A 20,117-nucleotide genomic window follows, 5' to 3' on the forward strand; every position below is an offset into this window, starting at 1 on the left:
GTTCGACGCTCGCACCCCACCTAAAACTTGCCACGCCACGCCACGAACATGATTACTGGCCAATACTCTACGAAAAAATAATGCTCCTGGCGGGCGAGGGTCGTGCCATGAGCGAACACGACGAGCACGGCACCGGCGGGGCCGTGGTCGACCCGCCGACCGCGGCAGCGCTCGCCGCGGTCCCGTCGAACGACCCGGTGAGTACGACCGAGGTCGCCGACGAACTGGACGTCCCGCGCGCGACCGCTCGGGACGCACTCCTCGAACTGACCGCAGCCGACGACCTCGCGCACCGCCAGGTCCGCGGTCGCGTCGGCGTCGTCGACGTCTGGTATCGGCTCCGCGAGACCGACGAGGCGACGCTCGACGACCGCGTCGACGACGCACTCGCCGAGCTCGCCGTCCCCGGTGCGAGCGAGCTCATGCAGGACTGGCGTCGCGACGCGGTCCGCGAAGCGTTCGAGCACCTCCGGGACGCCGAGCGAGCGGACGCCTCGGCGGTCGTGGACGCCGTGTACCCGACCCACGAGGCGGGATACGACAGCGAGGAGGCGTGGTGGGGGATGGTCGCACCACGACTGTCGCGACTCCCCGGCGTCGAAGCCGGCGGCGACGGCGACCCCTGGCGGTTCGTCGCAGACGTCTGAGAACGGACAGCGACAGGCTCCGGGAGCGAAGGCCCTACCGACCAGTCGAGCGAAGCGCACGGACCAGCCGAGCGAGCGCGTGCGGACCAGCCGAGCGAGCGCGTCAGTAGATGAGTTCGTCGTCGTTCTCGACCATGTAGAGCGTGCGCGCCGCGATGTTCACGGCGTGGTCGCCGACGCGCTCCAGGTCGCGGATCGTCAGGAGGAGGCGGGAGACGTCCGCCATGAGCGTCTCGACGTTCGCGCCGTCCTCGAGTTCCGTCTCGATGAGGTCCCGGACCACCATCTCGCTCGCGTCCTGGCAGAGCTCGTCGAGGTCGTCGTCGCTCGCGGCGATCTCGCGGCACGCCGCGGTGTCCTCGGTCTCGTACGCCGCCATGGCGTCCCGCACCATCTCCGCGGTGACGTCGCCGATGGCCTGCACGTCGACCTCCGGGAACACGTCGCGGTCCGCCTCGAGCGTGTACTCCGCGAGGTTCACCGCGAGGTCGCCGACGCGCTCCAGGTCGGTGATGATCTTGAACGACGCGGCGATGAACCGGAGGTCGCTCGCGACCGGTTGCTGGAGCGCGATGAGGTCGATGCACTCCTGTTCGAGTTCGAGGTACGTGTCGTTGACCTCGCCGTCGCCCTCGATGACGGCGCGAGCGCGCTCGTCGTCCTTCGATTCCAGGGCGACGAACGCGTCCTGGAGGCGGTCGAGGACGAGTTCGCTCATGTAGAGGATGTCCTCGCGCAGTTCCTCCAGTTGGTCCTGGTAGGTCTGTCGTGGCATACGCGAACCACAGACCGCCCCCGTTCAAAAATCTTCGTCACTCGACCCGGTTGTTTCTATAGTCTGCATATCGTTACGTTTGGCTATATACTACACGTAGTTCTCGGGTGCGGATGGGAGCGATATCGACGCACTTCGAGCCGGTTTGCTGTTGGGTTCTCGACGCCGTCGCCGGCACTTCTCGGCATTCTGGCGTCCGCGAGGGGAGCGCCATCGAGTCGACCAGGTCGATATATAGGAATAGTCGGATTTATGGTCGGTGCTTGGATATCGACTGGCATGGAGACGCGCAAGGTGCAGGTGACCGGTGGGTCGACGTTCACCGTCTCGCTCCCGAAGGACTGGGCGACCGAGAACGGCGTGTCGGCGGGGACGACGGTCGAGTTCTACCCGGAGGACGACTCGCTGCTGTTGACGCCGAAGAGCGAGACCGAGCGGACGCGCGGGACGCTCGACGTCACGAACCTCGAGGGCGAGCAGTTGACGCGCGCGGTGATGACGATGTACGTCTCCGGGTTCGACATCATCGAGCTCGAGGCGAACCGCATCACGACCGACCAGCGTCGCGCCATCCGGGAGGCCACGCAGGGCCTCGTCGGCGTCGAAGTCCTCGAGGAGACCGGCGACAGCGTCGTCATCCAGGACCTGCTCGACTCCTCGGAATTGAGCATCACGAACGCGGTGACGCGGATGCGCCTCATCGCGCAGTCGATGCTCGAGGACGCCGTGACGGCGCTCGTCGAGAACGACGCGGACGTGGCGCGTGACGTCGTCGAGCGCGACGAGGACGTCGACCGCCTCTGGTTCGTCGTCTCCCGCATCTTCCGGTCGACGCTCCGGTCGCCGCGGGCCGCCGAGGAACTCGGCGTGAGCCGCGAGGACTGCTTCGACTACCACTCGAGCGCGCGGCAACTCGAACGGATCGCGGACCACGCGGCGAAGATCGGGAACCTCGCGCTCGACCTGGAGGGGATGGACGACGAGCTCGCGGGCGCGTTCGACGACCTGCACGAGGACGCGTCGAACGTCGTCGACCTGGCGATGGACGCGCTGTTCGAGGACGACGCGGACGAGGCGACGCGGCTCGCGAACCAGGCGCGAAAGGACATCCTCGACATCGACGAGCACACGCGACGCATCGACGAGTTGCTCCGGGAGCGCGACCCGCAGGTCGCACAGAGCCTCGGGCTCGTCGTCGACTCGCTCTCGCGGAGCGCGGACTACGGCGGGAACATCGCCGAGACCGCGCTCCAGAAGGCCGCACCGAGCCCCTGAGCCGTCGAGCGCGTCGCTGGACCCATCAGGCGGGCGGAGACCTTTCGCTGGCGAGGCCGGACCGAGGGATTTTCGACGCTGTGGCGTGGAGTGTGGGGGTATGACTGACGAACCCGCGGAGCGAATCGTGCCGGCGGTCCACGAGACGGCCGAGGACATCGCGTCGATGGAGGTCCGGGGTGCGGCGACGATCGCGGACGCGGCCGCCGGTGCGCTCGCGACGCAGGCGGAGGCGTCGTCCGCGACGACGCCCGACGCGTTCGAGGCGGAGCTGAAGGCGGCGGCGCGACGGCTCTACGAGACGCGACCGACGGCGGTGTCGCTCCCGAACGCACTCCGGTTCGTGCTCTGGGACATGGAGGGCGGGAGCGTCGACGCGCTCCGCGAGAGCGTCGTCGAGAGCGCGGCGGGCTTCCAGACGGACCTGGCGGCGGCCCAGGACCGACTGGGTCGCATCGGCGCGAACCGACTCCGGGACGGCGACGTCGTGATGACGCACTGTCACTCGACGGACGCGTTGTCGTGCGTGAAGGCCGCGCTCGACCAGGGCAAGGACATCTCGGCGGTCGTGAAGGAGACGCGACCGCGCAAGCAAGGGCACATCACCGCCGAACAGCTCCGCGAGTGGGGCGTGCCCGTGACGCTCGTCGTCGACAACGCCGCGCGCCGGTACCTGGAGCGCGTCGACCACGTGCTCGTCGGCGCGGACTCCATCGCGGCCGACGGCAGCGTCATCAACAAGATCGGGACGTCGGGGCTCGCGGTGAACGCGCGCGACCGCGGCGTCCCCATCATGGTCGCCGCACAGACCATCAAACTCCACCCCGGAACGTTGACGGGCCACACCGTCGAGATCGAGAACCGCGACGAGAGCGAGGTGCTCGAGGACGCGGACCGAGACCGCATCACGGGCGGCGACCCGGACGATCCCGACCTCGTCGTCGAGAACCCGGCGTTCGACGTGACGCCACCGCGGTACGTCGACGCGATCGTCACCGAACGCGGCCAGTTCCCGCCGGAGAGCATCGTCACGCTCATGCGCGAACTGTTCGGGACCGACGTTGGCGAACCCTGGGAGTAGCGCTCGACGACCCGGCGAACCGCCGGATTCGGCGGATGCTCTCGTCGCGTCCGCGGGGGTCCCGACCGGAACCTTCTTTCCACTTCCCGTGCCGAGGATATGACATGGTTGGTGGCGTCTACACGATTCCGTCGCTGGTGTACGTGGTGCCGCTCCTCCTCGCGTTCTTCGGGGTAGCGGCACTCCTGTGGGCGATACAGCCCCCGACGACGGACTGGACGGTGGTGTCGTTCGCGCCGTGGATGGCCATCGGGTCGGTGCTGTTCCTGCTCGACGGCCTCGAGGCGTACCCCGCCATCGTCGCGCCACTGTTCGGGCCGGTGACGGTGTACGTGACGACCGCCATCTTCGCGGGGTTCGTCTGGATCCTCATGACGTTCGTCGCCGGCATCCGGAAGGGATTCGATATCTACTACGGCGTCGGCGTGTTCGGCGGTGGCGTCGCCCTGATGCTCGTCGTCTTCCTGTTCCTGACGGGCATCAACGCGCAGACGTTCAACCCCGTCTATCCCGTGTTCGGGACGATCGTCGCGGCGCTCGTGACGGCGCTCGCGTGGGTCGTCCTCTCGCTGACGTATACGGACGTCGCGCGGTACACGGGGCGGACGGGCGCGTTCGTCGTGTTCGCGCATTCGCTCGACGGCGTGTCGACCGCGCTCGGGTACGACCTCCTGGGGGCGGGCGAACGCACGCCGCTGTCGCGGGTCATCCTCGAGTTCTCGGCGACTCTGCCGACCGCGGAGTACGTCGGCGCGGGCTGGCTGTTCGTGCTCGTGAAGGTCGTGCTCGCGCTCGTCATCGTCGCGGCGTTCCGCGAGTACCTGGAGGAGTCACCCCAGCGGGCTCGTCTGGTGCTCGCGTTCGTCGCGGCGGTCGGGTTCGGGCCGGGCGTGTACAACCTCCTCCAGTTCACGTTGACCGATCAGGAGATCGCGTTCGCGATCGTTCGCGCGCTCGGAGGTGCCTGACGTGCGCGTCCTGGTCGCCGGGCACGTGAACTGGGACGTGACGCTGCGCGTCGACCAGCTTCCGGAACCGGACGGCGAGTCGCGAATCCACGATCAGCGCTCCTCGGGCGGTGGGTCCGCGGCGAACGTCGCGTACGACCTGACGCTGCTGGACGTCCCCGCCGGTATCGTGGGGAGCGTCGGCGACGACGAGTACGGGTTCCTCGCGACGCGGGAACTGGAGGAGTCGGGCGTCGACCTGTCCGGGATGGCGCGCGTCGAGGACGCGGAGACGACGGTGAAGTACGTGCTCGTCGAGGAGGGCGGCGAGGTGTCGATGCTCGCGAACGACGGCGCGAACGAGGCGGTCGCGCCCGAGGACGTCGACGACGCGTTCGTCGCGAGCGCCGAGCACGTGCACCTGACGAGTCAGCGTCCGGACACGGCGGCGCACATCGCTCGCGTCGCGAGCGAGTCCGGGGCGACGGTGAGCGTCGACCCGGGGCGTCGGCTCGCGCACCGCGACTACGGTGACGTCCTCGGGAACGCGGACGTGGTGTTCGTGAACGACAAGGAGGCAGAGGTCGTGCTCGACGCGCCGCCGAAGGAGGTGTTCGCGGGGCAGGTGCTCGTGGTCAAGCGCGGCGCGGCGGGTGCGGAGGTGCACGCGCCCGAGGGCCACTTCGAGCACCCGGGGTTCGGTATCGATCCCGTGGACACGACCGGGGCCGGGGACGCGTTCGCCGCGGCGTTCGTCGCGACGCGTCTCGACGGCGGCGACTACCACGCCGCGCTGGAGCGCGCGAACGCCGCCGGCGCGTACACCGCGAGCACGGACGGTGCGCGGCAGGCACCGACGAGCGACGCGCTCGACGCGTTCGTCGACGAACGGACGTAACGCACGCGGACGACGGTCGCCGCTGTCGGCGCGCCGTCGCTCGACGGCAGCGACCCGCTACGCCGCTTCTATCTCCTTGAGGTTCACGTCCTCGTAGCCGTCGGCCTGCGCGCGCTCGCTGGCCTTCTCGATCGCTTCTTGCGTGTCGAACACGCCGTCCTCGACGGCGACGGTGTACGTCACGACGTCGTCCTGGTCTCCCACCCAGAGGTGGACGTCCACGTCCTGCATGCCCGATGCGTCATCGCCCTGGCAGAAAAACGTTCGGCGCGGCCGACGTCGTGGGGTCCGCTGTCGCGACGTCCGCGGCCCGCGGTCAGCGGTGCTTCGCGAGCCGGCGCTTGAGGCGTTTGGCGGCGTCGCCGGCGGCGTCGAAGTACGCCTTCTCGCCGCTTGTGTTCTCGCCGGCGAAGATGATGCCCCGGGAGGAGTTCACGAGGCCGACGTCGCGGCCGTCGCGCTCGGCGAGGCCGTGTTCGACGGCGGCTTCGGCGTCCCCGCCCTGCGCGCCGACGCCCGGGACGAGGAAGGGGAGGTCGGGGACGAGGTCGCGGACCGCTTCGAGTTCGTCGGGCGTGGTCGCGCCGACGACGAGGCCGACGTTCCCGTGCTCGTTCCACGTGCTCGCGAGGCGCGCGACGTGCTCGTAGACGGTGCCGCCGTCCGCGAGCTCGTGGTCCTGAAGGTGCTTCCCGCCCGCGTTCGAGGTGCGACAGAGCACGAACACGCCCTTGTCCGCGCGGTCGAGGAACGGCTGGAGGCTGTCACGGCCCATGTAGGGGTTGACGGTGATGGCGTCGACGTCGTCGAGCACCTGCGCGTACTGGCGCGTGGTGTTCCCGATGTCCGCGCGCTTCGCGTCCAGGAGCACCGGGACGTCCTTCCCGTGAGCGTACGCGACGGTCTCCTGGAGCGCTCGCCAGCCGTCGGCGTCCTCGTAGAACGCCGCGTTCGGCTTGAAGCACGCCGCGTGCTCGTGGGTCGCGTCGATGACGCGGCGGTTGAACGCCCACCGCGGGAGGGCGTGGTCGGCGAGGAACTCGGGGATGCGCTCGGGGTCCGGGTCGAGGCCGACGGAGACGACGCTATCCGTCGACTCGATGCGGTCGGCGACGCGGTCGAAGAAACTGGCGGTCATACGAGCACGCGCTCGCCCGGCACAAATCGGTCTTTCCATTCCCCGCGTCACGGGCGGCGAGTCCGGCCGGCTCACGACGCCGTCGGTGGACGCGTCATCGTGGGAATCTTCAATACCGAGGCGGTCCCCGTTGTTGACGTGACTGTCTACGAGACGGACGTGCCCGGAGTCGGCCGGAAGTTCGAACTGGAACTCGGCGGTGGGTCGCGCCTCGTGGTTCTCCTGCATCACGACGGCCGCCGCGAGCTGTTCGTGCGACCCGACCCCGATGGCGACAGCGAGCGGTTCGCGGACCTCACCGGCGAGCAGGCGCGAAAGCTCGGCGCCATCCTCGGCGGCGCGTACTTCCAGCCCGTCGAGTTCTCCAGTGCGAGCGTCCCGCTCGGCGACGCCATCATCGAGTGGGTGACGGTCCCGGAAGGGTCGCCGGTCGCCGGCGGGACGCTCGCGGACTCGAACCTCCGGGACGCCACCGGTGCGAGCGTCATCGCCGTCCAGCGCGGCCCGGACACCATCGCGAACCCGGACGCCGACACGACGCTCGAAGCCGGTGACGTCCTCGTCGCGCTCGGCACGCGCGACGAACACGCGGAACTGGAGTCGTTCGTGACCGCCGCGTAACCGTGGCTGACCTCCTCCTCCAGGCAGGCATCGCCATCGCGGTGCTCGCCGTCGTCGGCCTGCTCGCCCACCGGTTCGGGCAGTCCGTCATCCCCGCGTACATCGTCGTCGGCATCCTCGTCGGCCCGAACGCCCCCGTCGTCCAGGGCGTGTCGTTCAACCTCCTGGAGCGCTACGAGTTCATCACGCTGTTCGCGGAACTCGGCATCGTCCTCCTGCTGTTCTTCATCGGCCTGGAGTTCAGCGTCGACCGCCTGCTCGCACGACGCGGCGAGTTCACGCGCGCCGGCACCGTCGACTTCGTCGCGAACGCCGGCGTCGGCCTCGCCATCGCGCTCGCGTTCGGGTTCACGCCGCTCGAAGCGGCGTTCGTCGCCGGCATCGTCTACATCTCCTCGAGCGCCATCGTCACGAAGACCCTCGTCGACCTCGGGTGGGTCGCCGACCCCGAAGCCGAACCCGTCCTCGGCGTGCTCGTGTTCGAGGACCTCGTCATCGCGGTGTACCTCGCGATCGTCTCCGCGGTCGCCACGGGCGCCGGCGACCCCTTCACGTCCGTCGGCATCGCGCTCGCGTTCCTCGTCGTCCTGTTCGCGGTCGCGCGCTTCGGCGGCCCGGTCGCCGAACGCGTGTACGCGCACGACTCCGACGAACAGTTCATGCTCGGCGTGCTCGGGACGCTCGTCCTCCTCGGCGCCGTCGGCCTCGCCGCGGGCGTGAGCGAGGCCGTCGCCGCGTTCTTCCTCGGGATGGCGTTCAGCGAGACGACGCACGTCGAACGCATCGAACGCATCCTGTCGCCCCCCAGGGACCTGTTCGCCGCGGTGTTCTTCCTCTCCATCGGCCTCCAGACCGACCTCGGGACCGTCCGGAGCGCGCTCGCACTCGTCGTCGTCGCCGTCGTCCTCACGACCGCGACCAAGCTCGCGTCCGCGTACTACGCCGGCCGGACGTACGGCCTCGACCAGCGACGCTCCGTCCGCGTCGCGGTCGCGCTCGTCGCCCGCGGCGAGTTCTCGCTCGTCCTCGCCGCCATCGCCACGAGCGTCGGCACCGGTGCACTCGGCGAAGAGATCCCCGCGTTCGCCGTCGGCTACGTGCTCGCGATGAGTATCCTCGGCACGACGCTCATGCGGTACAGCGACGTCATCACCGACCGGCTCGCGGCGACGAACTGAGCGACCGTCCAACCCGTCACGTCGCGGTCAGGGCCGCTGGTCGCCCGCCTCGATACCGCTATCGGTGATCTGTAACTGGACGCTCTCGCCCGCGGCCTTCGCCCGATGCTTCTCGAGGGTCGCCTTCCGGTTCCCGCCCCGGTAGCGGTCGATGCGGACGACCGTCCCCGTCCAGTGCTCCAAGGTGTGCCCGCCGAGCGCGCGCGTCCGGTCGCTGTCCGGGTCGCTGAACACCTGGTTCGTCACGACCACCGCGAGGTCGTGCCGGCGCGCGAGCCCGAGGAGGTGCGTGACCTGGTTCGCGACCTCGCGCAGCGAATCCCCGCCCTCGGCGTCGTTCCCGCGCTCCAGCCGGTAGAAGCCCGTGACGGAGTCGACGACGACGAGGTCCGCCTGCTCGGCGAACTCCGCGACGTCCTGCACCGCTTCGGCTTGCTCGTCGAAGTCGAGTGCGTCCTTCACCACGACGTTGCCCGTGACGTCCTTGAGGTCGACGCCCGCCGCGTCCGCGGCCGCTGACGCGACGGCCTCGAAGCGGTCCAGGGACAGCCCCTCGGTGTCGACGTACACGACGAGCCCACCCGCCGCGGCGACGCTGACGCTCGCCGAGAGCGCGACGTTCGTCTTCCCCGCCGCCGGCGGCCCGTACACCTGCGTGACCGTCCCGCGCTCCAGTCCACCGCCCAGGAGGTCGTCGAGCGGGTCACAGCCCGTCGAGATGACGCCGTCGTTCACGAGGGTACTGGGGACGGGACCGCACAAAAACGCACGGGAAGTGACGCGGCCGCCGCGACCCCCAGCGACGACGCGCGACGCGGTCCGGCCTCAGCAGCTCGGTTGCTTCAGGAGCGTGTCCTCGGCCGTGTCCGTGTCCGCGGTCCGCACGTACCGCTCGCCGTCGCGCTCGACGGCCGCGAGCTGGAAGCGCTCGCCCCTGTAGGAGACGACGATGACCTTCTCGTCCTCCGCGATCATCTCGTGGACCTCCGCGGGCGTCCGCGTCGCGATACTGCCCGAGCGCGTCGTGAACCCGATCTCTTCGATGCACCGACAGTCGTCCACGTCGGCGTCGTAGTCCATGCTCACGCACGCGACCTCGTAGCTCGCCATACCACCTGTTTGGACGGCCACACAAAAAGGGGGTCCGGTCGACTGACCCGGGACGGGACGCCTTCCGGACGAGCGCCGGGGCAGGCTGTGGGACTAGATGCAGTCCGCGCAGGTTCCGCAGTCCGCGAAGACGAGGCCGACGCTGTTCGCGGTCAGGCAGGCGATACACAGTGCAGCACCGGCTCCCGTCGTCACGAGCGCACAAGAGCCATAGCAGAGGCCACGGTTGACGGCCCAGAGCGCACAGCTCGCACACGCCGAGTCGCACTCGCCCTGCGCGGTCACGACCCGCTCGACGTTCGACGGGGAGATCGCGCGACCGTTCGACCCGACCTGGTATCGGCCCGCGTCCGTCATGACGACGAACCCGTCCGTTGCGCTGTCGTAGATTGCGACCGCGATATCGCCGGCCTCCTCGGGGAGCGCGCGGTCGAGCTTCCGGTGTTCGGCGTCGGTGACGCGGCGAGACATCGTCACCCCGGACTCGGTCCCGTAGAGCGTGAGCGATGGTCCGCGCGGAACGTCGCGGAACTCCTTCGGGAGCGCTCGTCGCTTCGATGGATTCGCAGCCAGGTCGACGAAGTCGAGTTTGGCGTGGGTCGTCCCGTCGGCGGTCTCGACGTGAACGAGGCGGCCGACGTTCGTGTCGAGGACGGTCTTGTCGACGTCGAGCGACGACGTCGAGATGTGCTCGAACTCGGCGACGCCGTCACTGCGGAAGCCATCAACTGCTCGACGGATCGACTCGACCTTCGGATCGTCGAGCACGTCGGCGGGCGCGGCCTCGTCTTCGCTCGCGGAGACGACGCTGATGGCGCTACTTCCTGCGACTGCGCCTGCACCTGCGGTCTTCATGAGCTGTCGCCGATTGATTCCGCTTGTTTCGTTCTCGTCAGACATCTACACATGGGCAGAAACACCAGAAACAAATAAACATATCTAATTTGGTATATCGGAGTTTGCACCGTCGGTGTCGACGCTTCCCAAACCCAACGGAAAGAACAGCTAACCAAAACAAATTCGTAGTGGTGATTCGGTTTAGAAATCGCGGTTATCGACAATTCGTACCATGAACCTGCCATACTACGAAATGTTCTCTCCGGAGAAACACAGCTATAAGTTACACTTTCCTCGTTCGCCATATGCTCTGAAAGCGACCTCTATCGGTTATGCACAGGTTTTATTACTTCTAAACGTCCAATCCTATCGTATGAAGAAGATGTACTTTGCCCTGCTCGGCGGGATTTGTGTCATACTTGCGGGCGCTTTCGGCGTCCGGTTCGGGTTCGACGAGCTACACGTCGCCGCGGCGGTGCTGGCGCTGTTCGTCGCCGGCGACCTGCTCGTCATCGGCGGGCTTCGAGACCGCTCGTCACTCGGGTCGTGGAACGTGCAGTGGTACCACTTCGTCGGCGCTGGTGCGACGCTGCTCGGGGTCGCCCTCGGTGTGTTCAGCGTTTCCGAGGGACTCCAGTCCGCGTCCCTCTCCGCGAGCCTCTTCCTCGGCGTGACCAGTTCCATCATCGCCATCCTCATCGGCGTCGACTTCGCACGCGGTGGTCGACTCCACGACCTCCACTCCGTCGAGTGACACGCGCGTCGCCTTCGGCGGCGCGACGACCAGCAGTACTTATTCCGATCGGTCACCAGGGTCAACGCTGTGATAGTGGTCGCGACGGCGGACTTCGAGGTGTACCACGACGTCGTGGGGGAGCTCCGGGACCGCGGGGTGGCGTTCACCACGGTCGAACCTGGCGACGACCTGCCGGACGAGACGGCGGTCGTCGTCACTGGCCGCGGCGAGAGCGAGGCGCTCGCGGACGAGGGCGTCGAAGGCGTGCACGTCGTGGAGGCGGAGCCGGACGCGCCGCGCCGAGCGGTCGAGGCGGCGCTCGCGTACCTCCGCGGTGGCGAGGGACGGACCGTGGTGGGCGTCGACCCCGGCCGGAAGCCCGGTATCGCGGTGCTCGCGGGCGACGTCGTGGTGGCGGCGTTCCAGGTGCCGGCGAGCGACGCCGCCGCGGTCGTCCGCGACGAGGTCGCTGGCGAGGCGGACGCGGTGGTGCGCGTCGGCGACGGTGCGCGCCGCGAGGGCGCGAAGATCATCGGTGGGCTCCAGGACGTCCGCGTGGAACTCGTCGACGAGACGGGGACGACGCCGTACCTCGGCACGGGCGCTCGCGGCATGGGCGACGTCCTCGCGGCCGTGAACATCGCGCGCAGCGAGGGCGAGGTCGTCGAGTCCCGCGAGTTCGAGCCGACGGCAGGCGAGATCCAGCGCGTCAAGGACCGGTCGCGCGAGCTCTCCCCGGACAACCGCGCGGTCGACACGGCCCTCGCGCGCCGCGTCGCCCGCGGCGAACTCGACGTCGAGACCGCACTCGCCGAACACCGAGCGAACGACGACGACGCGACGGCGGCCGACACGGATGGTCGCGCCGAGGAGACCGACGACGGGTAGCCCGGGAGACCGACGACGGCTAGCCGAGCGCGGTCGCGTGGGACGAACGGAACCCTCGATGACGTGGGACGTCGAGGCGGTCGACGCCGCGGGGACGCGGGCGTCGACGGCGAGAAGTGGCGTGGTGGCGTGGTGGTCGGCGCCCCGGCCGACGGCGAGGTCGGGCGGGGGTGCGGTCGGGCTGCGGGGCGGTCAGCGCGCGTTCCAGGTGCAGTGCGTGCAGGCGGGGACGCCCTGCACGTTCGCGAGGTCGCTCTCGCAGGACGGGCACGTGGTCGCGCCGGCGGGGCCGCCGTCGGTGACCGGCGTGCGTTCGTCCGCGTCGACCGTCGCGTCGGTGGGGTCGTCGAGCGTGACGTCGACGCCGCGGTAGCAGCCGAACGTGAAGTCGTGGGCTTCGGTGGGGTCGGCCATAGCTATCGTTTACATCTGTGGCATCGAGTATAAGGCTATGTTCGGATGGGTATATGTGCATCCAGCTTCCTAGAGGTGTATTAGGAGTACTTTCGAGTGGGTGGTCGTCGACGCTAGACCGGCGAGTCAGTCCTCGTTCCTGCGTCACACGCCATCGTAGTACGCGCTCTCGGCGCGGCGAACGACCTCGCGAACCGGGAGCCCGGTCTCGCGTGCGACCCGCGCCGCGTCGTCGTACTCGGCGCTCGCGTCGTAGCGCTCGCCGGCCTCGTCGCTCGCGACCTTCACCGTCATCTCGTAGGCGTCGCCGTCGACGTCGACGGTGACGGTCTCGAACGCTCGCTGGGCGACCCAGCGGTGACTCGTGCTCGTCGCACGCACGCCGAGCGTCCCCGTCTCCTCGGCGAGCCGCCGCGCGACCGCGTCCGCGTCCGCCGGTGCGCAGATCACCTTCACCAGGTGCCCGGGCCGCGACTTCTTCATCGTCGTCGGGAGGATCGTCGTGTCGTACGCCCCAGCGTCCGCGAGCGCGTCCTGGAGCCCACCGAGGACCTCCGGCGTCGCGTCGTCCAGGTTCGTCTCCAGCACCGCGACGTCCTCCCGACGGAGACCGCTCGTCGCGTCACCGACCGACGCCCGCAGCACGTTCGGACGCGCGTCGAACGACTTCGAGCCCGCGCCGTAGCCGGACGCGTCCACCGTCATCGACGGCAGCGACTCCACGCCCTCGGCGTAGTGCGCGAGGATCGCTGCGCCCGTCGGCGTCAAGAGCTCGGCGTCGATAGGCCCACCGTGCACCTGCCAGTCCGCGCGCTCGGCGAGCTCCATCACCGCCGGCGCCGGCACCGGGTACGTCCCGTGCGCCATCTCGACGCTCCCACCGCCGACCGATACGGGCGTCGTCACCACCCGCTCGACCCCGAGGTCGTGCACGAGCGCGCACGCCCCGAGGACGTCCGCGATGGCGTCGTCGGTCCCGACCTCGTGGAAGTGCGTCTCCACCAGCTCGACGCCGTGCACGCTCGCCTCCGCCTCCCCGAGCAACTCGAAGACGGCGAGCGCGTCCTCGCGAACGCCCGACGACAGCTCCAGCCCCTCGACGAACTCGACGACCTCCGCGTACGACCGACTCGCACCGTGCCCCTCGCTCGAATCACCGTGGTCGTGGCTGTGGCCGTGGTCGTGGCTGTGGTCGTGGTCGTGGTCGTGGCTGTGGTTGTCTGCGCTGTCGTCGCCGTCGTCGCCGTCCTCGGTCGTGCTGGCCGTAGCGTCGTCGTGGACGACGTCGACCTTCGTGGCGGTGATGCCGTTCCTGTCGACGTCGTGGACGTCGTACGTGACGGGGAGTTGCGCGGCGAGGTCGTCGAGGACGCACGGGTCGGCGCCGGCGGCGACGAGCGCTCCGAGGAGCATGTCGCCGCTGGCGCCCGTACGGCCGTCGAACGCGAGCGTTCGCATACTGCAAGGTGGTCGTGGGAGCGCGAAAAGCACCACGGTCCCCGGGCAAGGACGACAGCCGATCAGCGTCGCGTGCGAGTCGTCGTTCCGTGGTCGTCGCTACGCCCAGTTCACGGTCCAGCTCGACACCGATTGCATCGTGACGACCACGAGCTGCTCGCCCGCGCGAACGAGCTCCACGGAGGCGCCCTCCGGCACGTCCACCTCACCCGTGATCGTGCCGTCAAGCAACTGGAGTGCGACGAGTCGCCCGCCGCCCGTGACGACGAACGCGGCGTCGTTCCAGAGCACGGGGCCGGCGGTCACGCGCCCGAGTTCGTCGGTTTCCCAGTAGCGCTCGCCCGAGTACGCGTCCAGACAGTGCACGCCGTCCTGGCCGCCGGCGACGACCCGGCCGCTCGCGACGGCCGGTTCGAGCAGCTGGCGGTTCCCGAACGGATGCCGGAACATGAACGACTTCGTGGACAGGTCCATCGCGGTGAGATTCCGGCCGGCCGCGTACAGGACGTCGTCGTGGACCGCGACCGGTTCATCCATCCGGAACCCCCAGCGCTCGCGCGGGTCGAACACGCGCCGATCGTCCGCGTCGTACGCCGCGTTTGCGTTCGCGATACCCACGTAGAGCACGTCCTCGTGGAACGCGAAGTTACTGATCGTCGTCGTCGGATCCCACGAGTACGCGAACCGGAGCTCGCCGTTCCGGTCGTCGAAGGCGTGCAGGGCGGCGGCGTTCGTCGTCGTCACCTCGGAGGACCCGACGAACACCTCGCCGCTACGAACGAGGATGTCCTCGACCATCGTCACCCCACCTGGGACGTCTACCGACCATTCGATGGAGTTGCCGTCGGGCGTGACGCGGTGGACCTGGGGCTGGTCAGCTCTCGTTCCGACGTAGAGCGCGTCCTCGGTCGCCGTCGTTGCCCATGCGTCCGCGTCTAGGGAGACGCCGTTCGTCGTCCCACCCGTCGCTGGGTCGATCGCACTCACGGCACCGTCGAACGCGTACAGCGTCTCGCCCGACACGGCGACCCGCGGCGAGGTGTCGCCACCGTCCAGGTCCGTGTTCGTCCACGCGTTCTCGATCGACTCGACCGCGACCGCGTCTGGTGGCTCGACAGGTTCGCGCGTCGTCGTCTCGGTGGCCGTGTCCGTCGCCGTCCGCTCGGTCGACGCCGTGACGCGCCTCGTCCCTTCGCCGCTCGGTCGCTCCGTTCCGTCGGTCGGTGGGGAGTCTTCGAGCCGGAGGCAACCAGCGACCCCTGTCGTCGCGAGCGCCGCCAGGTACCGACGTCGATTCATATTGCGTCACGCTCGCCACGAAAGAATGTCAGTGCTTCGATGTTAGCACGATGACGGTTGCGATGTCGCGAGCAACTAAGTGCCGGCCGCTCGAAGAACCAGAGCGTGTTCGAGGGTCTGCGAGAACGATGGGCGGCGTGGCGCGGGGACGGCGAGCCGGCGCACTCGCGGCCGCTCGGCGTCGTCCAGAAGCGGGGGCGCGAGGTGTTCGGCGTGAAGCTCGGCGAAGCGAAGGGCTGGCAGCCCGACTGGCGGGACGTCGAGGACCTCCACGAGCAGGCGATGGAGCGCTACGACATCCGGCCGACGCCGGTCGGTCACGAGGTGGCGACGGTGCACTTCGACGCGGACGGCCACGTCGTCGACGTGGAGTGGTTCGACGAACCACGGGCGCCCGAAGCGCCGTAAGCGGCCACCGACGCCGACAGCGTTATGCGGTCCCCGAACGACCTTGCTAGTGAGTGGCATAGGTGGGTGGGTGACGTCCCGACGAGACGGCGACGGACCGCCGAAACCCAGTCTGAGCAAAAGACATATCGGGACCGGAGACCCACGTTCGACCATCCAGGCAGTCCCCAAATCATGAACGAAGTCCAACTGGAGGTGGCGAAGGCGTACCCGAACGACTCGGGGCGCGGTATCGCGCGACTTGACCCGGATACGCTCCTGCACCTGAAGCTGAGCCCCGGCGACATCATCGAGATAGAAGGTGCGGACACGACCGCTGCGAAGGTCTGGCGCGCGGACCGGCAGGACTGGAACACCGACACCGTCCGCATCGACGGGTTCACGCGGCAGAACGCCGACGTCGGTATCGGCGAGCGCGTGACCATCCGGAAGGCCGAAGCGACGAAAGCCGACAAGCTCACGCTCGCCCCGCCCGAGGAGGCCTCGGTGCAGTTCGGGAGCGACGCGGCGGGCATGGTCAAACGCCAGATCCTGAAGCGCCCGGTCGTCGAGCGCGACATCGTCCCCGTGATGTCCTCGACGAACCATCCCTTCATGCGCTCGCCCGGGCAAGCGATCCCGCTCATCGCGGTCGAGACCCAACCCGAGGGCGTCGTCCTCATCACCGAGGACACCGACGTCGAGTTACGCGAGGAACCGATAAGCGGGTTCGAGAAGACCGGGGGCGGCATCACGTACGAGGACATCGGTGGCCTCCAGGGCGAAATCCAGCGCGTCCGGGAGATGGTCGAACTCCCGATGAAGCACCCGCAGATCTTCAAGAAGCTCGGCATCGAGCCACCGCAGGGCGTGCTCCTGCACGGCCCGCCGGGCACCGGGAAGACGCTGCTGGCGAAGGCGGTCGCGAACGAGACGTCCGCGAGCTTCTTCTCCATCGCGGGCCCGGAGATCATCTCGAAGTACTACGGCGAGTCCGAACAGCAGTTACGCGAGATCTTCGAGGACGCGACCGAGGAGTCGCCCTCCATCATCTTCATCGACGAACTGGACTCCATCGCGCCCAAGCGCGAGGACGTCACCGGCGAGGTCGAGCGTCGCGTCGTCGCCCAGCTGTTGACGATGATGGACGGCCTCGAATCCCGCGGGCAGGTCATCGTCATCGCGGCGACGAACCGCGTCGACTCCGTCGACCCGGCGCTCCGCCGCCCCGGTCGGTTCGACCGCGAGATCGAGATCGGCGTGCCCGACGAGACCGGGCGCGAGGAGATCCTCCAGATCCACACGCGCGGGATGCCCCTGAGTGACGACGTGAACCTCCCGAGTCTCGCGAGCGAGACGCACGGGTTCGTCGGCGCGGACATCGAGAGCCTCACGAAGGAGGCGGCGATGAAGGCACTCCGCCGGTACCTCCCCGAGATCGACCTGGACGAGGAGGACATCCCGCCGAGCCTCATCGACCGCATGATCGTGAAGCGCGACGACTTCCGCGGGGCGCTCAACGAGGTGGAGCCGAGTGCGATGCGGGAGGTGCTCGTCGAACTCCCGAAGATCTCGTGGGACGACGTCGGTGGCCTCGACGACGCGAAGCAGAACATCGAGGAAGCCATCCAGTGGCCGCTGAACAACCCCGAGAAGTTCGAGCGGATGGGCATCGACCCGCCAGCGGGTGTCTTGCTCTACGGGCCGCCCGGCACCGGGAAGACGCTGATGGCGAAAGCGGTCGCGAACGAGACGAACGCGAACTTCATCTCGGTGCGTGGCCCGCAACTGCTCTCGAAGTGGGTCGGCGAGTCCGAGAAGGCGATCCGGCAGACGTTCCGGAAGGCACGCCAGGTCTCCCCGACCGTCATCTTCTTCGACGAGCTCGACTCGCTCGCACCGGCTCGCGGCGGCGAGGTCGGGTCGAACGTCTCAGAGCGCGTCGTCAACCAGCTCCTCACGGAACTCGACGGGCTCGAGGAGATGGGTGAAGTGATGGTCATCGGGGCGACGAACCGCCCGGACATGATCGACCCGGCGCTCATCCGGAGCGGTCGGTTCGACCGTCTCGTGATGGTCGGCCAGCCCGAGCTCGAAGGCCGCGAGCAGATCCTCCAGATCCACACGGAGGACACGCCGCTGAGTCCGGACGTGAGTCTCCGCGAGCTCGCGGAGATGACGGACGGGTACGTCGGGAGCGACCTCGAATCGATTGCGCGTGAAGCCGCCATCGAGGCGTTGCGCGCGGACGAGGAAGCGGAGTCCGTCGAGATGAAGCACTTCCGGACTGCGATGGATTCCGTTCGGCCGACGATCAACGACGACCTCCTCGAGTACTACGACCAGATCGAGGACGACTTCCGTGGCGGCGCTGCGGAGACCCGCGACCGCCGCGGCGGCCGCATCGGGTTCCAGTAGCTGGATTCTCGTCGTCCTCCCGCGGTCGTCGTTCGCTCGGGAACGGGCGCAATCCGGGTCGACCGTCTGCGGAAACGATTTTACGCGCGCTCCGCTTAGGACGCGCCAGTGTCTTCGGTTACCTCGACGCGTCGTACCGCAAACGGCCCGTATCGACCGACTCGTGACCCGCAGGTGCTCTTGCTCGTCGGCATCGTCGTCGCGGTCGTCGGCCTGTGGGTCGTCGGGGTGATGTCGCCGGCGACGCTCTCGGGTGGGGAGAGCGGGCCGGTGTTCCCGTTCCGCGATCAGAGCGAGGACGGGCAGGTGTCGGTGTCGGTGAACCGGTCGACGGTGGACTCCGGGGAACTGGTCGCGGTGACGGTGTCGGTCGACGGGAAGCCGGTGAGCGATGCGACGGTGCGGGTTGCGGGTGCGTCCTATGCGACGAGCGGTGATGGGACGGTCGTGGTGTCGGTCGACGACCCGGGGTCGTACGAGGTGACTGGCGTGCGTCCGGACGGGAATCGGTCGGCGACGACGGCCCTCCGGGTGCGGCGGTTCGAGAGTTCGCTGTCGGTGTCGGTCCCCGAGACCGTGGTGACTGGCGAGCCGGTGCCGGTTCGGGTGACTCGCGAGAACGGGAGCGTCGTCGACGCGGTCGTCGCCGCTGACGGGGAGCGCGTCCGGACTGGGTCGGACGGCGTCGCGAACGTGAGTTTCGGTGTCGCGGGCGAGTTCGAGGTGCGGGCGTCGAAGCAGCCGACCGCCGAGTACCGGTTCGTCGAGGCCGCTGACACGGTGACGGTGGAGCGGCGAGCGGTGGGGTTGGTCGTGACCGCGAACCGGAGCGAGCCGCGCGTCGACGAACCGGTCGCGGTGTCGGTGCGTCGTCGCGACACGGGCGAGGCGGTGAACGCGACGCTGTCGCTCGGCGGACGCACGCTGTCGACGGGCGCGGACGGCGTGGCGACCGTGCGCTTCGACGCCGCGGACGAGGTGGTCGTCGTGGCGGGCGCGAACCGGACGCCGGCGGTCCGGTTCGTCGACGACCGGACGCGCGTCGACGTGCGACGGATTCCCGTCGAGCTCTCGGTGTCGGTGTCACCGGACCCGGTGCCAGAGGGCGAGCGAGCGCGGTTCGTCGTCCGGCGGACCGACACCGGCGAGCGCGTCGGTGCGACCGTCGAACTCTACGGGAGCGCGTACCCGACGGGGCCGGACGGCCGCGTCTCGTTCCCGTTCTACGTGCCGGGGAACGCGACGGTGTCGGCGTCGAAGGCGCCGACGCCGCGCGAGCGGTTCGTGCCCGCGAACGCGTCGTTCGTCGTCGTCGGCCCGGAGGTCGTCGCCGACGCGGTGACGGTCCCGGAGACGGCGCCCGCGGACGGGACCATGCGCGTGAACGCGACGCTCTCGAACGTCGGGAACGAGCGCGCGAGCGAGGACGCGGTGATCTCGGTCGGGACCGCGACGACGCGCGTCCGGACGACCGTCCCGGCGGGCGAGACGACGAACGCGAGCTGGCAGGTGGCGACGCCGAACGCCACCGGGAACGTCACGGTCGTCGTCCACTACGAGGAGGTCCGCGTCGAGCGCACGGTCCGACTCGTCGCGTCGACGGACGCGGAATCGACGAACGCGACGGCCGACGGGTCGACGAACGCGACTACCCGCGAACGCGCCGAACCAGCGGCTGTGCACTCCGCTGAACCGGTGACGGTGGACTCCCCTGGGGCTTCGCGCGCGAGGAGTCAGCTGACTGCGTGGTAACTCGCGGTGAACGCCTCGCCGGTGGTGGTGTCATGGTGGCGCGTGGTCGCGTGTCGCGGTGCACTCGAACCGCGTCGTGACGCGGTGGAGATGCGTACTACCCTGGTAGTTACCGACTACCATCCGCAACGAGCCGGGATACTGTGACCAACTCTTAGGCGATTGTAAAACGTCTAGGCGCCTCTAAACCGTTCATGAAAAGTTAAAGTGTTGACTGGAGGGTGGTGAAAAGAGCTGAAACCGGTCGAATAATCTCGG

At 68.7% G+C, this 20,117-nt stretch carries 21 protein-coding genes; 12 read left to right on the top strand and 9 right to left on the bottom strand.

Translation table 11 applies throughout. The features are described from left to right. The first annotated feature begins 107 nt into the window (after positions 1–107). Positions 108–647 (top strand): hypothetical protein, encoded by a 540-nt coding sequence (locus LI336_RS13010; RefSeq protein ID WP_227133563.1) that lies wholly within the window; start codon positions 108–110, stop codon positions 645–647. 103 nt (positions 648–750) lie between these two features. On the opposite strand, the gene phoU is transcribed toward LI336_RS13010, so the two are convergent. Then, positions 751–1,422: a phosphate signaling complex protein PhoU gene (gene phoU, locus LI336_RS13015; RefSeq protein WP_227133564.1), complete on the bottom strand. Its 672-nt coding sequence runs from the start codon at positions 1,420–1,422 to the stop codon at positions 751–753. A 279-nt stretch (positions 1,423–1,701) separates the two neighbouring features. On the opposite strand from phoU, the gene LI336_RS13020 reads away from it, so the two are divergent. From LI336_RS13020 to LI336_RS13035, 4 genes are all read left to right on the top strand, one after another. Further along, positions 1,702–2,697, top strand: coding sequence for a phosphate signaling complex PhoU family protein (locus tag LI336_RS13020; RefSeq protein ID WP_227133565.1), 996 nt, complete (start codon positions 1,702–1,704; stop codon positions 2,695–2,697). 100 nt (positions 2,698–2,797) lie between these two features. Continuing rightward, positions 2,798–3,778, top strand: coding sequence for a ribose 1,5-bisphosphate isomerase (locus LI336_RS13025; RefSeq protein WP_227133566.1), 981 nt, complete (start codon positions 2,798–2,800; stop codon positions 3,776–3,778). A gap of 104 nt (positions 3,779–3,882) precedes the next feature. Then, complete coding sequence (locus LI336_RS13030; protein ID WP_227133567.1) at positions 3,883–4,746, top strand: DUF63 family protein; 864 nt, start codon at positions 3,883–3,885, stop codon at positions 4,744–4,746. After that, positions 4,739–5,623, top strand: coding sequence for an ATP-dependent ribose-1-phosphate kinase (locus LI336_RS13035; RefSeq protein WP_368408378.1), 885 nt, complete (start codon positions 4,739–4,741; stop codon positions 5,621–5,623). Before LI336_RS13030 ends, LI336_RS13035 begins: the two co-directional genes overlap by 8 nt. A 57-nt stretch (positions 5,624–5,680) precedes the next feature. Here the strand turns inward: LI336_RS13035 and LI336_RS13040 are convergent, their stop codons facing one another. Next, the gene (locus LI336_RS13040; protein WP_227133569.1) at positions 5,681–5,854 is read right to left on the bottom strand and encodes a hypothetical protein; all 174 of its coding nucleotides are present in this window, start codon (positions 5,852–5,854) and stop codon (positions 5,681–5,683) included. Positions 5,855–5,939: 85 nt separating this feature from the next. Next, positions 5,940–6,761 (bottom strand): orotidine-5'-phosphate decarboxylase, encoded by an 822-nt coding sequence (gene pyrF, locus LI336_RS13045; RefSeq protein ID WP_227133570.1) that lies wholly within the window; start codon positions 6,759–6,761, stop codon positions 5,940–5,942. Positions 6,762–6,899: 138 nt separating this feature from the next. Between pyrF and LI336_RS13050 the strand changes: the two genes are divergently transcribed. After that, the gene (locus LI336_RS13050) at positions 6,900–7,382 is read left to right on the top strand and encodes a cation:proton antiporter regulatory subunit (protein ID WP_227133571.1); all 483 of its coding nucleotides are present in this window, start codon (positions 6,900–6,902) and stop codon (positions 7,380–7,382) included. Between the two features lie 2 nt (positions 7,383–7,384). After that, positions 7,385–8,560, top strand: coding sequence for a cation:proton antiporter (locus tag LI336_RS13055; RefSeq protein WP_227133572.1), 1,176 nt, complete (start codon positions 7,385–7,387; stop codon positions 8,558–8,560). 27 nt (positions 8,561–8,587) lie between these two features. On the opposite strand, the gene radB is transcribed toward LI336_RS13055, so the two are convergent. The 3 genes from radB to LI336_RS13070 form a co-directional block, all read right to left on the bottom strand. After that, positions 8,588–9,295, bottom strand: coding sequence for a DNA repair and recombination protein RadB (gene radB, locus LI336_RS13060; protein ID WP_227133573.1), 708 nt, complete (start codon positions 9,293–9,295; stop codon positions 8,588–8,590). A gap of 90 nt (positions 9,296–9,385) precedes the next feature. Then, positions 9,386–9,670 (bottom strand): DUF3892 domain-containing protein, encoded by a 285-nt coding sequence (locus tag LI336_RS13065; protein WP_227133574.1) that lies wholly within the window; start codon positions 9,668–9,670, stop codon positions 9,386–9,388. Positions 9,671–9,763: 93 nt separating this feature from the next. Then, positions 9,764–10,570, bottom strand: coding sequence for a hypothetical protein (locus LI336_RS13070; protein ID WP_227133575.1), 807 nt, complete (start codon positions 10,568–10,570; stop codon positions 9,764–9,766). Positions 10,571–10,739: 169 nt separating this feature from the next. On the opposite strand from LI336_RS13070, the gene LI336_RS13075 reads away from it, so the two are divergent. Next, positions 10,740–11,261 carry a DUF7994 family protein gene (locus LI336_RS13075; protein WP_227133576.1) on the top strand — a complete coding sequence of 174 codons (522 nt, stop codon included), beginning with the start codon at positions 10,740–10,742 and terminating at the stop codon, positions 11,259–11,261. A gap of 69 nt (positions 11,262–11,330) precedes the next feature. Beyond that, positions 11,331–12,131 (top strand): hypothetical protein, encoded by an 801-nt coding sequence (locus LI336_RS13080; RefSeq protein WP_227133577.1) that lies wholly within the window; start codon positions 11,331–11,333, stop codon positions 12,129–12,131. A gap of 192 nt (positions 12,132–12,323) precedes the next feature. Here the strand turns inward: LI336_RS13080 and LI336_RS13085 are convergent, their stop codons facing one another. The 3 genes from LI336_RS13085 to LI336_RS13095 all read right to left on the bottom strand — a co-directional run bounded on the left by LI336_RS13085 (position 12,324) and on the right by LI336_RS13095 (position 15,302). Then, a complete protein-coding gene (locus LI336_RS13085; protein ID WP_227133578.1) occupies positions 12,324–12,545 on the bottom strand; it encodes a hypothetical protein in 222 nt (73 codons plus the stop codon). Positions 12,546–12,689: 144 nt separating this feature from the next. Continuing rightward, positions 12,690–14,003 carry a nickel pincer cofactor biosynthesis protein LarC gene (gene larC / locus LI336_RS13090; RefSeq protein WP_227133579.1) on the bottom strand — a complete coding sequence of 438 codons (1,314 nt, stop codon included), beginning with the start codon at positions 14,001–14,003 and terminating at the stop codon, positions 12,690–12,692. A 99-nt stretch (positions 14,004–14,102) separates the two neighbouring features. Further along, the gene (locus LI336_RS13095) at positions 14,103–15,302 is read right to left on the bottom strand and encodes an outer membrane protein assembly factor BamB family protein (protein ID WP_227133580.1); all 1,200 of its coding nucleotides are present in this window, start codon (positions 15,300–15,302) and stop codon (positions 14,103–14,105) included. A gap of 105 nt (positions 15,303–15,407) precedes the next feature. Here LI336_RS13095 and LI336_RS13100 point away from each other — a divergent pair, with 105 nt between their 5' ends. The 3 genes from LI336_RS13100 (at position 15,408) to LI336_RS13110 (ending at position 19,859) form a co-directional block, all read left to right on the top strand. Then, positions 15,408–15,710, top strand: coding sequence for a hypothetical protein (locus LI336_RS13100; RefSeq protein ID WP_227133581.1), 303 nt, complete (start codon positions 15,408–15,410; stop codon positions 15,708–15,710). Between the two features lie 174 nt (positions 15,711–15,884). Further along, positions 15,885–18,107 carry a CDC48 family AAA ATPase gene (locus LI336_RS13105; protein ID WP_227133582.1) on the top strand — a complete coding sequence of 741 codons (2,223 nt, stop codon included), beginning with the start codon at positions 15,885–15,887 and terminating at the stop codon, positions 18,105–18,107. Between the two features lie 174 nt (positions 18,108–18,281). Further along, positions 18,282–19,859: a hypothetical protein gene (locus LI336_RS13110; protein WP_227133583.1), complete on the top strand. Its 1,578-nt coding sequence runs from the start codon at positions 18,282–18,284 to the stop codon at positions 19,857–19,859. Positions 19,860–20,117 lie beyond the last annotated feature (258 nt).

The sequence above is a fragment of the Halorubellus salinus genome, assembly GCF_020567525.1.
GTDB classification, from domain to species: domain Archaea; phylum Halobacteriota; class Halobacteria; order Halobacteriales; family Natrialbaceae; genus Halorubellus; species Halorubellus salinus.

Excerpts from the sequence above, each read along its gene's own strand:
- LI336_RS13065 (WP_227133574.1), bottom strand. The coding sequence starts at position 9,670 with ATGGCGAGCTACGAGGTCGCGTGCGTGAGCATGGACTACGACGCCGAC.
- LI336_RS13020 (WP_227133565.1), top strand. The coding sequence starts at position 1,702 with ATGGAGACGCGCAAGGTGCAGGTGACCGGTGGGTCGACGTTCACCGTC.
- LI336_RS13075 (WP_227133576.1), top strand. The coding sequence starts at position 10,740 with ATGAACCTGCCATACTACGAAATGTTCTCTCCGGAGAAACACAGCTAT.
- LI336_RS13025 (WP_227133566.1), top strand. The coding sequence starts at position 2,798 with ATGACTGACGAACCCGCGGAGCGAATCGTGCCGGCGGTCCACGAGACG.
- LI336_RS13105 (WP_227133582.1), top strand. The coding sequence starts at position 15,885 with ATGAACGAAGTCCAACTGGAGGTGGCGAAGGCGTACCCGAACGACTCG.
- LI336_RS13030 (WP_227133567.1), top strand. The coding sequence starts at position 3,883 with ATGGTTGGTGGCGTCTACACGATTCCGTCGCTGGTGTACGTGGTGCCG.
- phoU (WP_227133564.1), bottom strand. The coding sequence starts at position 1,422 with ATGCCACGACAGACCTACCAGGACCAACTGGAGGAACTGCGCGAGGAC.
- LI336_RS13070 (WP_227133575.1), bottom strand. The coding sequence starts at position 10,570 with ATGTCTGACGAGAACGAAACAAGCGGAATCAATCGGCGACAGCTCATG.
- LI336_RS13010 (WP_227133563.1), top strand. The coding sequence starts at position 108 with ATGAGCGAACACGACGAGCACGGCACCGGCGGGGCCGTGGTCGACCCG.
- larC (WP_227133579.1), bottom strand. The coding sequence starts at position 14,003 with ATGCGAACGCTCGCGTTCGACGGCCGTACGGGCGCCAGCGGCGACATG.
- LI336_RS13040 (WP_227133569.1), bottom strand. The coding sequence starts at position 5,854 with ATGCAGGACGTGGACGTCCACCTCTGGGTGGGAGACCAGGACGACGTC.
- LI336_RS13085 (WP_227133578.1), bottom strand. The coding sequence starts at position 12,545 with ATGGCCGACCCCACCGAAGCCCACGACTTCACGTTCGGCTGCTACCGC.
- LI336_RS13095 (WP_227133580.1), bottom strand. The coding sequence starts at position 15,302 with ATGAATCGACGTCGGTACCTGGCGGCGCTCGCGACGACAGGGGTCGCT.
- pyrF (WP_227133570.1), bottom strand. The coding sequence starts at position 6,761 with ATGACCGCCAGTTTCTTCGACCGCGTCGCCGACCGCATCGAGTCGACG.